The 14,145-nt window shown below is 54.5% G+C and carries 16 protein-coding genes; 11 read left to right on the top strand and 5 right to left on the bottom strand.

The annotated features are described in order from the left end of the window. Positions 1-14 precede the first annotated feature (14 nt). Both G506_RS0111265 and hemG read left to right on the top strand, forming a co-directional pair. Entirely contained in the window at positions 15-1,499 is a 1,485-nt protein-coding gene (locus tag G506_RS0111265) for a TrkH family potassium uptake protein (RefSeq protein WP_028116950.1), read from the top strand. Positions 1,500-1,716: 217 nt separating this feature from the next. Continuing rightward, on the top strand, positions 1,717-2,262 hold the full coding sequence (hemG, locus tag G506_RS0111260) for a menaquinone-dependent protoporphyrinogen IX dehydrogenase (RefSeq protein ID WP_028116949.1): 546 nt from the start codon (positions 1,717-1,719) through the stop codon (positions 2,260-2,262). Positions 2,263-2,417: 155 nt separating this feature from the next. Here hemG and trkA read toward each other — a convergent pair whose 3' ends face one another. The 4 genes from trkA to def are packed head-to-tail and all read right to left on the bottom strand — an operon-like array spanning position 2,418 to position 6,617. Then, the gene (gene trkA / locus G506_RS0111245; protein ID WP_028116948.1) at positions 2,418-3,821 is read right to left on the bottom strand and encodes a Trk system potassium transporter TrkA; all 1,404 of its coding nucleotides are present in this window, start codon (positions 3,819-3,821) and stop codon (positions 2,418-2,420) included. 17 nt (positions 3,822-3,838) lie between these two features. Further along, complete coding sequence (gene rsmB / locus G506_RS0111240; RefSeq protein WP_028116947.1) at positions 3,839-5,155, bottom strand: 16S rRNA (cytosine(967)-C(5))-methyltransferase RsmB; 1,317 nt, start codon at positions 5,153-5,155, stop codon at positions 3,839-3,841. Then, entirely contained in the window at positions 5,152-6,096 is a 945-nt protein-coding gene (fmt, locus tag G506_RS0111235; protein WP_028116946.1) for a methionyl-tRNA formyltransferase, read from the bottom strand. Before fmt ends, rsmB begins: the two co-directional genes overlap by 4 nt. 8 nt (positions 6,097-6,104) lie before the next feature. Then, entirely contained in the window at positions 6,105-6,617 is a 513-nt protein-coding gene (def, locus tag G506_RS0111230) for a peptide deformylase (RefSeq protein ID WP_028116945.1), read from the bottom strand. A gap of 131 nt (positions 6,618-6,748) precedes the next feature. On the opposite strand from def, the gene G506_RS0111225 reads away from it, so the two are divergent. From G506_RS0111225 to G506_RS0111185, 9 genes are all read left to right on the top strand, one after another. Then, positions 6,749-7,852 carry a LysM peptidoglycan-binding domain-containing protein gene (locus G506_RS0111225; protein WP_028116944.1) on the top strand — a complete coding sequence of 368 codons (1,104 nt, stop codon included), beginning with the start codon at positions 6,749-6,751 and terminating at the stop codon, positions 7,850-7,852. Next, entirely contained in the window at positions 7,845-8,912 is a 1,068-nt protein-coding gene (gene dprA, locus G506_RS0111220; protein WP_028116943.1) for a DNA-processing protein DprA, read from the top strand. Before G506_RS0111225 ends, dprA begins: the two co-directional genes overlap by 8 nt. A 1-nt stretch (position 8,913) precedes the next feature. Beyond that, a complete protein-coding gene (locus G506_RS0111215; protein ID WP_028116942.1) occupies positions 8,914-9,387 on the top strand; it encodes a DUF494 family protein in 474 nt (157 codons plus the stop codon). Between the two features lie 90 nt (positions 9,388-9,477). Continuing rightward, a complete protein-coding gene (locus tag G506_RS0111210) occupies positions 9,478-10,047 on the top strand; it encodes a DNA topoisomerase family protein (protein ID WP_028116941.1) in 570 nt (189 codons plus the stop codon). A 61-nt stretch (positions 10,048-10,108) separates the two neighbouring features. Further along, the gene (gene purE, locus G506_RS0111205; RefSeq protein WP_028116940.1) at positions 10,109-10,618 is read left to right on the top strand and encodes a 5-(carboxyamino)imidazole ribonucleotide mutase; all 510 of its coding nucleotides are present in this window, start codon (positions 10,109-10,111) and stop codon (positions 10,616-10,618) included. 6 nt (positions 10,619-10,624) lie between these two features. Continuing rightward, positions 10,625-11,188 carry an L-threonylcarbamoyladenylate synthase type 1 TsaC gene (gene tsaC, locus G506_RS0111200; RefSeq protein ID WP_028116939.1) on the top strand — a complete coding sequence of 188 codons (564 nt, stop codon included), beginning with the start codon at positions 10,625-10,627 and terminating at the stop codon, positions 11,186-11,188. A gap of 76 nt (positions 11,189-11,264) precedes the next feature. Continuing rightward, positions 11,265-12,185 (top strand): oxygen-dependent coproporphyrinogen oxidase, encoded by a 921-nt coding sequence (gene hemF, locus G506_RS0111195; protein WP_028116938.1) that lies wholly within the window; start codon positions 11,265-11,267, stop codon positions 12,183-12,185. Positions 12,186-12,254: 69 nt separating this feature from the next. Continuing rightward, positions 12,255-13,064: a shikimate dehydrogenase gene (aroE, locus tag G506_RS0111190; RefSeq protein ID WP_028116937.1), complete on the top strand. Its 810-nt coding sequence runs from the start codon at positions 12,255-12,257 to the stop codon at positions 13,062-13,064. Positions 13,065-13,075: 11 nt separating this feature from the next. After that, the gene (locus G506_RS0111185; RefSeq protein ID WP_028116936.1) at positions 13,076-13,351 is read left to right on the top strand and encodes a DUF1488 family protein; all 276 of its coding nucleotides are present in this window, start codon (positions 13,076-13,078) and stop codon (positions 13,349-13,351) included. Here the strand turns inward: G506_RS0111185 and G506_RS0111180 are convergent. After that, positions 13,339-13,875, bottom strand: coding sequence for a gamma carbonic anhydrase family protein (locus tag G506_RS0111180; protein ID WP_028116935.1), 537 nt, complete (start codon positions 13,873-13,875; stop codon positions 13,339-13,341). The genes G506_RS0111185 and G506_RS0111180 overlap by 13 nt on opposite strands. Positions 13,876-14,145: the final 270 nt, after the last annotated feature.

Below are 14,145 nucleotides of genomic sequence, written 5' to 3'. Positions count from 1 at the left end.
TTTAAGTTACTCCCATGGAATATCGCACTATTACTCGGATCATCGGCATTTTGGTGGCGCTGTTTAGCACCACCATGCTGCCGTCCGTTGCCGCGGCCTGGCACTATGAAGATGGCGGCGGTAATGCCTTTGTTCGAGCCTTTATTATCTCTTGCATCATTGGCGCCCTGCTGTGGTACCCCAATCGCGATGCCAAGGCGGAATTGCGTAATCGCGAAGGCTTTTTGATTGTGGTGCTGTTTTGGACGGTACTGGGCGCCATTGGGGCGATCCCGTTTATGCTGGTCGAGCGCCCTGATCTGAGCTTGTCCGATGCGATGTTTGAATCGTTCTCGGCGTTGACTACTACCGGCGCCACGGTGATCACCGGGCTCGATAGCTTACCGAAAGCGATTTTGCTCTACCGCCATATGCTGCAATGGCTCGGTGGTATGGGGATCATCGTCTTGGCGGTAGCGGTGCTGCCGATGTTGGGCGTAGGTGGCATGCAGCTGTATCGCTGCGAAACCCCGGGCCCAGTGAAAGACAATAAAATGACCCCGCGGATCGCCGAAACGGCCAAAGCGCTGTGGAAGATCTATCTGTTTTTAACTGCGATCTGTGCGGTGGCTTATTACTTGGCGGGGATGGATGAATTTGACGCCATCTGCCATTCATTTTCGACTATCGCCATCGGCGGGTTCTCCACCCATGATGCGTCGATGGGCTACTTTGATAGCCCGTTGATCAACCTCATCTGTGTGGTGTTTTTGCTGATCTCTGCAATCAACTTTTCATTGCACTTCGCCGCTTTCCCATTGGCGTTTTCGGAGAAAAATATCCAAGCCAAATTCAACCTCAAGGTGTACTGGTACGATCCGGAAGTACGGATCTTCTTGCTGGTGCAACTGCTGTTGGTGGCGGTGGTGTTTTTGGTCTTGCTGAGCCATGCACCGGTAGGGCAAAGCATTGAAAATTCTCTGGATCAGGCGTTGTTCCAAGCGGTTTCGATGTCGACCACTGCCGGTTTTGCCACCGAAAACTTTGCCGCTTGGCCGCTGTTTTTGCCGATGTTGCTGATCCTCGCCAGCTTTGTCGGCGGCAGTGCGGGCTCGACCGCAGGTGGCATCAAGGTGATCCGCATGATGTTGCTAACCCTGCAAGGGATGCGCGAGCTAAAACGCTTGGTACACCCGCGGGCGGTGTATTCGATTCGGCTTAACAACAAGGCGATCACCGATAAAGTGGTGGATGCGGTGTGGGGGTTCTTCGCCGCCTACGCGTTGGTGTTTGTGGTGTTGATGATCGCCCTGATGGGCACCGGTTTAGACAACGTTACCGCCTTTACCGCGGTGGCTGCTAGCCTAAACAACTTAGGCCCGGGCCTTGGTGATGTGGCGTCACATTACGGTTTGATTAATGATCCGGCCAAGTGGATTTTGATTGTTGGCATGTTGTTTGGGCGACTGGAGATCTTTACCTTGCTGGTGCTGTTTACTCCGACCTTCTGGCGCAATTAGTGGCGCTTAGAGCGCCAGTAACTATACCAGTAGCTATAGGAGCCATAATGGCTCCTTTTTTATGGCGTTGATAATCGCAAGATCCAGATCGCGAAAATTTGTCATTGTTACCGGCTATGACGGCGGAATGTGATCCAAAAGCTAGACAGTTGTAAGTCAGCAAACCATATTGCAACATCTAAAATTACACCGCACAAACGGGGTTTAAGGGGTAACAATGTCAGGGACTCTAATTGTCTATTTCAGCCGTGGTGGCCACACCGCTCGGGTAACCCGCCGGATTATGGAAACCATGACGCAGGCTGGCAGCGACTGCGAAATGATGGACATCGTCGAGGCCCAGCAAGAGGGGATCGATTGGGACAAGTACGATACCGTGGTGATCGGTTGTCCGGTGTTGTACGGTGATTTTGATAAGCGCATTAAGGCGTTTATTGCTGAGCATCAGGATAAGCTCGATGCCCGTCACAATGGCTTCTTCTGTTTGTCGGTGGTGGCCCGTAATCCGGCTAAAGCGACCGTGGAAGGCAACCGCTACATGCAGAAATTTATGGCCGAGCAGCCATGGCGTCCGCAGCACTTGAAGGTGTTTGCCGGTAAAGTGGATTACCCCTCTTGGGGATTCTTCGACAGCCTGTCGATCAAGCTGATTATGGTGATGACCAAAGGCCCAACCGCTTCCGATACGGTGATCGATTACACCGACTGGAACGAAGTGGAAGCGTTCGCGTTGCAGTTGCACGAAGCGCGCACCGACGGCTAACGTTTTAACATACTAAAAAAACAGGTTGCCGACGGGCAACCTGTTTTTGTTTGATGCTATCAGCTATCAGCTATCAGCTATCAGCTATCAGCTATCAGCTATCAGCTATCAGCTATCAGCTATCAGCTATCAGCTATCAGCTTAAAACGACTTTTTCAGAAGAACGGCGCCAGCGGTTGGAACAGTTTCTCAACTTCGCGAATGTGCTTCTTGTCGATCAAGAATAGGATCACATGGTCGAACGCTTCAATGACGGTGTTATCGTGAGCCATCAGCACCTGATCCTTGCGGATAATCGCACCGATGGTAGCGCCCGGCGGCAATTTGATCTCTTGCACCTGGCGGCCAATCACATTGGAGGTGTTCTCATCACCATGGGCAATCGCTTCAATCGCTTCCGCGGCACCACGACGCAACGAGTACACGTTATTGATATCACCCTGACGAACGTGGGTTAGCAGCGCCGAGATGGTCGCTTGTTGTGGCGAGATGGCGATGTCGATGTTGGCGTCTTGAGCCAAGTCGATATACGACTCTTTTTGGATCAGCACCATCACCTTTTTCGCCCCCATCCGCTTGGCCAGTAGCGCCGACATGATGTTGGCTTCATCGCTGTTGGTAACCGCGATAAATACGTCCATCTGATCGATCAGTTCATCGTTCAACAGTTCCGGATCGGCGGCATCGCCAGGGAAGATCTGGACACTGTTGAACTGCTCTGACAATTCGGCGGCGCGCAGTGGGTCTTTTTCGATCAACTTAACGCTGTGGTTGGCTTCAAGCACTCGCGCTAAACCGGCACCGATATGACCACCACCGGCGATCATAATGTGGTTGTAGCTGGCTTCGAGTTTCTGCATCTCGCTCATAACCGCGCGAATGTGGGCGGTATCAGCGACAAAGAACACTTCGTCGTCGGCTTCAATCACCGTGGTGCCACGGGGCACAATCGCTTTGCCTTGGCGAAAAATCGCCGCCACTCGGGCATCAATGTTGGGCATATGCTGCTTCAACGCTGACAGCGCGCTGCCCACCAAGGAGCCCCCGTAATAGGCCTTAACTGCCACCAAACTGGCTTGCTCTTTATCGGCGAACGTCAGCACCTGTAAGGCGCCGGGATACTCCACCAAACGGCTGATGTAGTTAGTCACCAGCTGTTCGGGGGCGATGATCTCGTCGATATAGAAGCGGCCGCGGGTATCGGGGTTGGAGCCACCCTGTTGGAACAACTCCTTAGCGTGGCTGAGCAGTTCCGGTGAGCGGATCCGAGCGATCTTAGTCGGGGTGCCAAACAGGGTATAAGCGGTATGACAGGCGACCATGTTGGTGTCGTCTGAATTGGTGACCGCAATCAGCATATCCGCATCTTCGACGCCGGCACTGCGCAGCACATGAGGGTGTGCTGCATGACCATGAACCACCCGCAGATCGAAGCGATTCTGTAGCTCAATCAAGCGGTCATGGTTGGTGTCCACTAGGGTGATGTCGTTGTTTTCATCGACTAAGTTTTCAGCCAATGTGCCGCCGACACCGCCGGCCCCTAAGATGATGATCTTCATGTGATTATCGTTATACGTTAGCTGCGTTTTTGCAGACGGGCGTAGTAGAAGCCGTCGCCGCCGGTGGTGCTCGGTAGGATCTGCCAACCGGGATTGTCGAGCTGCTCATCGGCGTGGATTGGGATCAGCATAGCATCCTCAGTTTGCTGAAGAAACGCGCTGATCTGCTTGCTGTTTTCCTCTGGTAACACCGAACAAGTGGCGTACAACAGGGTGCCCCCTGGTTTGAGGATCTGCCACATCGCTTGCAGGATCTCGGCTTGCACCTGTGCCAGTTGTTCGATGTCGCTGTCACGTCGCAGCCACTTGCTGTCAGGATTACGACGGATAACCCCGGTGGCGGAGCAGGGGGCGTCCAGCAAGATGCGATCGAAGCGTTGTCCCGGCGCCCACTGTTGTGGAAAGCGGGCATCGCCTTCAACCAGTTCGGCATTAAGGCCGATACGGTCAAGGTTTTGCTGGACCCGCGCTAAGCGATCACCGTGCAGATCGACGGCAATCATTTTGGCGATTTGTGGCTGCCGTTCCAGCATGTGGCAGGTTTTGCCACCCGGGGCGGCACAGACATCCAGCACTTCATCGCCGGCTTGGCAATCCAGCAGTTCGGCGCTGCGCTGAGCTGACAGATCTTGCACTGATACCGCGCCGGTTTCGAAGCCCGGCAGTTGGGTAACGTCCATCGGTTCCAACAACCGCAGCGAATCGGCGCTATCACCGGCTTCACAAGCAATCTGTTGTTCGGTTAACTTAACCATGTAGGCATCACGGCTTTGCTGGCTAACGTTGGCTCGCAGCCACAGTGGCGGTTGCTGATTGTTGGCGGCTACCACTTGCGGCCACTGTTGTGGGTAAGCCTGTTGCAGCCGCTTTAGCAGCCAGCTTGGGTGCATGGTTTGTACGGTTTCCGCCTCGAATTGCTCATTCTGTAGCGCTTCAAGGTTGCGCTGCATGCTGCGCAGTACGCCGTTGACCAAGCCGGTCATCCCCGGCGCACGCAGGGTCCGACAGGCTTCGACGCTCTCGCTGATCACCGCATGGGAGGCCACCCGAGTGTGCTTTAGCTGGTACAGTCCCGCCATCAGCAGGCAGTGGATGATCCGTTTTTTGCCGTTCAGTGGGTTTTGCAGCTGCCGCCGCAGTTGGGTGTCCAGCTGTGGCAGAGTGCGCATCACGCCGTAACAGATCTCGGCCAGCAGACCTTTGTCGCGGCCGTCGCGGTAGCGTTGCTGAACTTTTGGTAGGGCGGTGCCCATCGATTGACCTTGGTCGATCACCGCCAGAATGATGCTGGCGGCGTCGGCACGCAGGTTATAAGCGCGTGACTTTTGGCTCATGACAGACGGTTGCCTTCGGCAAACCACTCTTTACGAGCGTTCAAAACATCGGCGGCGGCCATCGCCTTTTTGTTTGGCAACTGGATCGACAGCAGTCGCAAGGCGTTGTCGCCACAGGCGACCACGATGCCCTGCTTATCGGCTGCGATGATGGTGCCCGGAGCGGCGTTGTGCTGGCCTTCAACTACCTCGGCCTGCCACAGCTTGATGGTCTGCGCCTCACACTGGAAGTGACTGATTGGCCAAGGGTTAAAGGCTCGAACCTCACGCCACAGCGCCACAGCGGATTTGGACCAGTCAATCGCCGCTTCCTCTTTTGACAGTTTCTCGGCGTAGTTAGCTTGGCTGTCATCTTGCACTTCGGCGACGGCAGTGCCGTCGGCCAGTTGCGCCAGCGCTTCCACCAGGCCCTGTGGCCCCAGCTTAGCCAGTTTCAGGTAAAGACTGGCGGAGGTGTCAGAATCTTCGATGTCGCAGAATACTTTGTGCAGCATCGCGCCGGTGTCTAAGCCCTCGTCCATCTGCATGATGGTTACGCCAGTTTGCGCATCGCCCGCCCAGATAGAACGCTGAATTGGCGCGGCACCACGCCAACGCGGCAAAATCGAGCCGTGGACGTTAACGCAACCAAGGCGCGGCAGATCCAACACCGCTTTTGGCAGGATCAGGCCATAAGCCACCACCACCATGATATCGAAATCCAGCGCCGCCAACTCCTGCTGCGCTTGCTCGTCGCGCAGGGTGCGAGGCTGGTAAACCGGCAGATTGTGCTCGGTTGCCAGCAGTTTCACCGGACTGGCGGTCAGCTTTTTGCCGCGGCCAGCAGGACGATCCGGTTGGGTGTAGACCGCCACCACCTGGTGTTCGCTATCCAGTAGCGCTTGCAGGTGATCGGCAGCAAATTCTGGGGTACCAGCAAAGACGATTTTAAGGGCTGTCACGGTGTCGCTTATCCCATTTTGGCGTCAAGACGCGCGTTCTTTTCCAGCTTCTGTTTGATCCGTTGACGCTTCAGTGGCGACAGGTAATCAACAAACAGTTTGCCTAGCAGGTGATCCATCTCGTGTTGCAGACAGATGGACAGCAGTTCATCGCCATCGGTGACCACGGTATTACCTTGACGGTCTTGCGCTTCAACGGTGATGGTCTCTGCCCGCTCTACCTTGGCGTACACGCCCGGTACTGACAGACAGCCCTCTTCGTTGATGAATTTACCGTTTTGCTTAACCACTTTTGGGTTGATGAAAACGCGTGGTTCGCTTTTGTCTTCAGACAGGTCCATAACGATAAGCTGCAGGTGCTGATCGATCTGGGTCGCTGCCAAACCGACACCGCGCTCTTCGTACATGGTCTCGAACATGTCGTCGATCAGTGCCTGCAGTTCTGGGCCAAAATCGGTAACTGGTTGCGCGACAGTGCGCAGACGCTCGTCTGGGAAACGAAGCACTTCTCTGATGGCCATGGCGTATCTCGTAAATAAGTTATTGAAAAATAGTGTCTGCCTTGGGTAACTTTGGCAGCGGATGGGTAATTTTAACCCGTTGCTGGTGGGAATGACAGAAACCGGCAACCAGCGACGCACAAGGAAGTGGCATGAAAAGATTGGCGGTGTTTCTCGCAGTAGCACTAGTTGGCTCAGCATGGGCCGATACCCTCACCCTAAAACCAGGGCACCCCGACACCTATGTAGTGAAAAAGGGCGACACCCTATGGGACATTTCGGGGTTGTTCTTAGATGATCCGTGGCGCTGGCCAACGCTGTGGGGGGCCAACCCGCAGATCGCCAACCCGCATCTAATCTACCCGGGTGACCAACTGACGTTGGTATACATCGATGGCAAGCCACGTTTAGTGCGCAAAGCCTCAGTACGGATGAGCCCAGAGATGGGAATTCAGCCTAAAGGTGGTGCCATCCCGGCAGTGCCACTATCGATTATCGAACCGTACTTGAGCTTTCAGCAGGTACTGACTGAAGAGCAATTGGTTGGCATTCCAAGAGTTATGGGCGGCGAGCGGCAAGCGGTTGGTTATGCCAGCGGCGATGTGTTGTTTGTTGACGGTGAACTGCAGCTCGGTCAGCGTTACGGCGTTTATCGCAAGGGCCGAGTGCTGCGTGATGTCGATGGCAAGACCTTGCTTGGGCTGGAGATGGAACTTACCGCCGCCGGTCAGGTGACTGAATCCGGCAAGATTTCACGAGTGACCCTAGCCAGTTCCGATCAAGAGGTGTTGCCCGGACAATGGGTAATGCCGATCTCTGATGCAGCAATGCTGCCTGCATATTTCCAACCGCATGCGGCACCTGCAGGTATTACAGGGCAGATCATTGCATCCGATGCCAAGGCACGGGAGATGGGACCGTTCCAAGTGGCGATAGTCAATCGCGGCAGCGATGACGGTGCTGAAATTGGCCAGGTCTATGCGATTCACAAGGACAATGAAGAGATCCTAGTAACCGGTGAGGATGACATCCCTTATCGCGACCAAACGGTACGCCGCGCCTATGATAAGGTGATGGCACTAACCAGTGACGGCCGCTCTGTTGAGTTGCCAATGGTGTATAGCGGTGAACTGATGCTGTTTAAGACCTATAACAAGGTCTCGATGGGATTGATCGTCAACGGCCGTAATCCGGTGCGAGTGGAAGACCATATCTTGGCCCCAAGCCCGATGGTGTTTGGCAGCAAACGTGGCTGATCTTGAAAGCTGGCTGCAATTGGCCGCTTTGCGCGGCCTAACTCGCAGCCAAAAACGGCGATGGCTACAACAAGCGGCGCCGCAACAGATTATCGAATCCTTACAAGCCGGGCAGTTGCCCGGCTTCTTTATGGGCAAATGTGAACGTTTCGCGCCGCCACCAGTGGCGTCGCTGGAACAGGCATTAACTTGGCAGGATAACTCACCTTCGCGCCATATCATCACCTTGATGGATGAAGCCTACCCGCAATCGTTGCGGGTTACCGATGATCCTCCACTGCTGCTGTTTGTCGAAGGCCAGCTGACGTGCTTAAGCGCCGCCAGTATCGCGCTGGTTGGGGCCCGCAAAGCCAGCCATGTCGGCCGCCAGTTGGCCTTTGAGTGGAGCCAACAGTTGGCCAGCAGCGGCTGGGGCATTACCTCTGGCCTTGCTTTGGGGATCGATGGTGCCAGCCATCAAGGGGCGCTGGCTGGCGGCGGCGCGACCAGCGCCGTGCTGGGCAGCGGTTTAAGCAATGTGTATCCACGTCAACACCGTAGCTTAGCGACCCAGATCATCGAACAGGGGGCTCTGGTGTCGGAATACTGGCCTAACCAACCGCCGCTGCGGCATCACTTTCCTGAACGCAACCGTATCGTCAGCGGCCTCAGTTATGGTTTGGTTGTTATCGAGGCGGGGCTAAAAAGCGGCTCATTGATCAGTGCCCGGTTGGCGGCCGAACAGGGACGGGAGGTGTTTGCGGTGCCCGGTAGTGTGTTAGAGCCAAATCGCCAAGGTTGCCATCAGTTGATCCAGCAAGGTGCCAAATTGGTGACTGATCCGGTCGATATTATTGAGGAGTTAACATTACAACGTCCTTATCAACCGTCGTTATTGGCGGCTAAGTTGCCTGACTCGCCGTTGTTAGATAGTGTGGGTTATGAGGTCACACCGGTTGATGTAGTGGTACAACGCAGCGAACTACCGGTAGAGGTTGTGATGACACAACTGACCGAGCTAGAACTGGATGGGGTTGTTGCGGCTGTGCCCGGTGGCTATGTAAGGCTTAAGGGAGGCTGATATGTTCGATATTCTGATGTATCTGTTTGAGACCTATGTTCAGAGCGACGTCGAGTTGCTGTTTGATCGCGAAGAGCTAACGGATGAGTTAAGCCGTGCAGGCTTCCACAAACAAGAGATTGGCAAAGCGCTGGGTTGGATTGAGAAGCTGGCGGATCTGCAACAGTCGGAACAACAGCCCTATCTGGTTGGGGCGGCCAGCAGCAGTTTCCGTATCTATCATGACAAAGAGCAACAACAACTTGATGTTGCTAGCCGTGGTTTTTTGCAGTTTTTAGAAAACATACGGGTACTCGATGCCCACACTCGCGAGATGGTGATCGACCGCGTAATGGCACTGGATGGCGAGCCGCTGTCGCTGGATGATCTGAAATGGGTGGTACTGATGGTGCTGTTCAATGCGCCAGGCAACGAACAAGCCTACAGCCAGATGGAAGATCTGATCTTCGAGCAACCGGAAGGACTGCTGCACTAAACAGAGCAAGTCAACGGCTTGAGAAAAAGGCGCTGCGGCGCCTTTTTTGGTAAATTGGTGGTAATACTCGTAGTGGATGTAACTTAGCCAATGGCCAAAATCGATAGCACCTTGTTTTCTCAACATGAGCATGCGTTAGAGCATGACCATGGCGCGTGCCCAGAGTGCGGCCAAGCTCTTCAGCTAAAACATGGCAAGCACGGTAGTTTTATCGGCTGCAGTGGCTATCCAGATTGTGGTTATCATCGACCATTGGTGGAGAAGTCCCACAGCGAAGATGAAGTGATGGAGGGCACCGAATGCCCTAAGTGTGGCCGCGAGTTGGCGCTAAAGTCCGGTCGTTATGGTTTCTACATCGGCTGTACCGGCTATCCTGAGTGCGATCACATCGTTCGTCAAGATGAGCCAGAACAAGCGCCAGACCTGCCAAGTTGCCCGCAATGCGGCGAAGGCCAACTGCAAGAGCGCACCAACCGCTTTGGCAAGAAATTCTACGCGTGCAGCGACTATCCGAAGTGCAAATATCTGCTTAACGAGCAACCGGTCGGCCAATCCTGCCCTGAGTGTGGCTGGAAGTTATTAGTAGTCAAAAAGGTACGTGGAAACAGAACATTGTGTTGCCCACAACGGACATGTAAGTACCAAAGTGAGTGGTTATAATCGCGGCGATCTAAATAACCATAAGTCGTTTTAGCGACGTACCCTACTAAGGATCCATCCTATGACCACCCCATTCGTTGCAGTTTTAATGGGCTCTGACTCTGATCTGCCGATCATGCAAGCGACCCTTGATGTGCTGAAAGCCTTTGAAATTCCTTTCGAGGCGAAAGTAACGTCAGCGCATCGCACTCCAGCCGCTACCCACGCCTACGTTACCGATGCCGAAGCCCGCGGCTGCAAGGTATTTGTCTGTGCCGCAGGGTTGGCGGCCCACCTTGCCGGAGCAGTGGCTGGGATCACCACCCGACCTGTGATCGGCGTGCCAATCAACAACGGCCCATTGCAAGGGCATGATGCTTTGCTGTCTACTGTGATGATGCCAGGTGGCGTACCGGTGGCGACTGTTGCTATTGGCAGTGCCGGCGCCAAGAATGCTGGCTATCTGGCAGCGCAGATGTTGGCGGTCGGTGACGATGCGTTGGCGTCTAAAGTTAAATATGAACGGGCCGAAGCGGCCGCCGCAGTGCAAGCCAAAGATGCAGCACTGCAAGCCAAACTAGCGGAGATCTAATTGTCTATGAGTCGTTTGTTAACCGTGGCCGAGGCCGGTGTAACCATCAACCAAGGGGGGGTTATCGCCTACCCAACCGAAGCGGTATTTGGTTTAGGGTGTGATCCGATGAACCAAGCAGCGGTAGAACGACTCTTGCAGATCAAACAGCGGCCAGTAGAGAAAGGACTGATTCTGGTGGCCGCCAGCTTTGGCCAATTGCGCCCGTTTGTTGATGAAAGTGTGCTGGATGAAGCGCGTCAGCAGCAGATTTTCAGTCGTTGGCCTGGCCCATACACCTGGGTAATGCCGGTACGCGCCGGCGTGCCTAAGTGGCTAACTGGCCAATTCGACACCCTTGCTGTGCGTGTGAGCGATCACCCTGCGGTGCAAGATCTCTGCTGTGCCGCTGGCGGTCCGGTGGTTTCCACCAGCGCTAACCTTAGCGGTCAACCGGCGTTGACCTTGGGGGGTGAGGTGGTCGAGCAACTGGGTCATCTGCTCGACGGCGTTGTGATGGGGGAGGTCGGTGGTAATCTCGCGCCTTCAACCATTATGGACGCTCGCAGCGGCGACATCTTGCGCGGCTAACAGCCGGTAGCAAAAGCGGATCGAACATAACTTGTTGGTCCGCTTTTTTGTTTTATCTTCAGTCACGAGGGAAGCGATGACGTCACAATATCAAGCGGTGTACGCCTATCTGCGGCAGCTGCAAGATCACATCTGCAATACGCTTGAACAGCTCGATGGTCAGGGGCAATTTGTCGCGGATAAGTGGCAACGGCCAGAAGGCGGTGGCGGCGAAAGTCGAGTGTTAAGCGGCGGCGCGGTTTTTGAACAAGCCGGAGTCAATTTCTCCGAGGTCGCCGGTGAAACACTACCACCATCGGCTACCGCCCAACGGCCAGAACTCGCCGGTAGGCGCTGGCGGGCAATGGGGGTGTCGTTGGTGGTCCATCCCAATAACCCCTATGTGCCGACCAGCCATGCCAACGTTCGTTTCTTTGTCGCTGAAAAACAAGGTGAACCGCCGGTGTGGTGGTTTGGTGGCGGCTTCGATCTAACCCCGTGTTATCCGTTTGATGAAGACGTACGCCATTGGCACCAAGTGGCGGCGGATCTGTGTGCTCCGTTTGGTGCAACGACCTACCCTAAATACAAAGCGTGGTGTGACGACTACTTCTATCTCAAGCATCGTCAGGAAACCCGTGGTGTGGGCGGGCTGTTCTTTGATGACCTTAATCAGAACGGCTTTGAGCAGTGCTTTGCTTTTATGCAAGCGGTCGGTAATGGCTTTACCGAGGCTTACGCGCCGATTGTCGCGCGTCGAAAGGATCTGCCGTTTACCGATCTTCAGCGTCAGTTCCAACTCTATCGCCGCGGCCGTTACGTTGAGTTTAACTTGGTGTTTGATCGCGGCACCCTATTTGGCCTGCAATCCGGTGGCCGTACCGAATCGATCTTAATGTCGATGCCGCCACTGGTACGCTGGCAATACCAATACCAGCCCGAGCCTGGTAGTGATGAAGCGCGGCTAAGCGACTACCTGAAACCTCGGGATTGGTTATCGGAGCTGAGCGAGCACTAATTGCGAGGTTGCCATCTAAGGGCAGTGACACGTATAACTCGGTCATTGCCCTTTTTGCTATGTGTGCCCATGGATCGCTATACCGTCTTCGGTAACCCCATCAGTCAAAGTAAGTCACCGCAAATTCATCAGCAATTTGCCGAGCAAACCCAGCAGAGCATTCACTACGACCGAACCCTGGCGGAACCAGATAACTTTGCTGAGGCGGTGACCCAGTTTCGGCTGGCCGGCGGCTGCGGTGCTAACGTTACTGCACCGTTTAAACAGCAAGCGTTTGCCCTCTGTCAGCAATTAACCGAACGAGCGCGGCGCGCCGAAGCCGTTAATACCCTTTACTGGCAAGCCGACGGCAGTCTGCTAGGAGATAATACCGATGGCATTGGCCTGGTGACCGATCTGATCCGCTTGGGAGTCGCATTGGCTGATCAGCGGATCTTGATCCTCGGTGCTGGTGGGGCGGTACGTGGGATCTTGGCACCGTTGTTGGCGCAACAGCCACAGCGGATTGTTATAGCGAACCGTACTGAAAGCACCGCCCAGCAGTTAGCTAACGATTTTGCCGATTTGGGCTCGGTGCAAGGGGTCGGATTGCAGCAGATTGTGGGGGAGTTTGATTTGGTGCTGAATGGCACCGCCGCGTCATTGACCGGTGAACTGCCATCATTACCAAAAATTGCCTTAAGCCCGCAGGCAGTCAGTTATGATCTCTCTTATGGCACTGGCTTGACGCCGTTTCAGCAGTGGGGCCAAGCTCAAGGGCTAAACGCCAACTACAACGGCATAGGGATGCTGGTCGAGCAAGCCGCCGCCAGTTTCCAATTGTGGCGTCAGATCCAACCGGATACCGCGACGGTATTAAGCCGCTTGATTGCCGAGTAAGAGGTAGCGCAATGAATCAGCAAATTCTATTTAATGACCGCATCGAGGTGGATTGGTCGCAACAGTGGATCCAATTTGATGCGCAATGGGCCGGGCAGGTGGTGCCTTGCCTGATCACCATTGCGCAGTTGGCGAAACTGGCCAACTGCCAGATTGAGAACATCGAGCAAGCCTCGGCCGCGTTTGAGCAGTGCCGCTTCGATCTTGAAGAACAAGCGGAACTGCTAATAGAAGAGGAAAGTTTCGATCCCCAAGGGCAGGTGTGGTTAGGCCATCAACCTTGCTGATCTAGATAGACCTGCTTTAGCTTGACGTAGTTGTCAGCGGATTCGGTTAAAAACGCCCGTTCGGCATCCGTTAATGGCCGCGCTTGTTTTACTGGGCTGCCAAAATATAGGTAGCCAGACTGCAGGCGCTTACCTGGTGGCACCAAACTGCCGGCGCCGATCATCACCTCATCTTCGATGACCGCGCCATCCAACACGATGGCGCCCATCCCAACCAACACTCGATTGCCGATGGTGCAGCCGTGCAACATCACTTTGTGGCCAACGGTAACCTCATCACCAATCAATAGTGGATAGCCTTCCGGTACCGCCTCGTGTTTGCGGGTGACGTGCAGCACCGAACCATCCTGAATGTTGCTGCGTTTACCGATACGGATAAAGTTCACATCACCGCGAGCTGCCACCAAAGGCCAAACGCTGGCGTCTTCAGCCAGTTTGATATCCCCATAGAGCACCGCACTTTCTTCAACATAAACCCCATTTGCTAAGGTTGGCTGCTGGCCAAGGAAAGATTTGATCGCCATAAAGGCTCCTTTTTGTTGGTTTTTGCGCCGTTGTTGCGGCAGATCGTTGCTATAATGAGCGTTCGCGTTAAATTAGACAAATTATCTGGCTTAAGGGGTTGCGCTAATTCAAAGGCTCCCTATAATGCGCCTCCTGTCGACGGGGCACAGCGGTAACGCGGTTGGCCACGGTTGATAAGGCAGCAGCCACTAAGAAAACTTTCAAAATAAGTCCTTGACTTCGGAAGTTAACTTAATAAAATGGCGCTCCTCTTTAAGAGTTGAAGCGAA

Origin of the sequence: Ferrimonas senticii DSM 18821 (assembly GCF_000422665.1) — a bacterium.
GTDB lineage: Bacteria > Pseudomonadota > Gammaproteobacteria > Enterobacterales > Shewanellaceae > Ferrimonas > Ferrimonas senticii.
The sequence above is the reverse complement of the archived record's forward strand: the minus strand, read 5'-3'. Positions and strand labels throughout refer to the sequence as shown.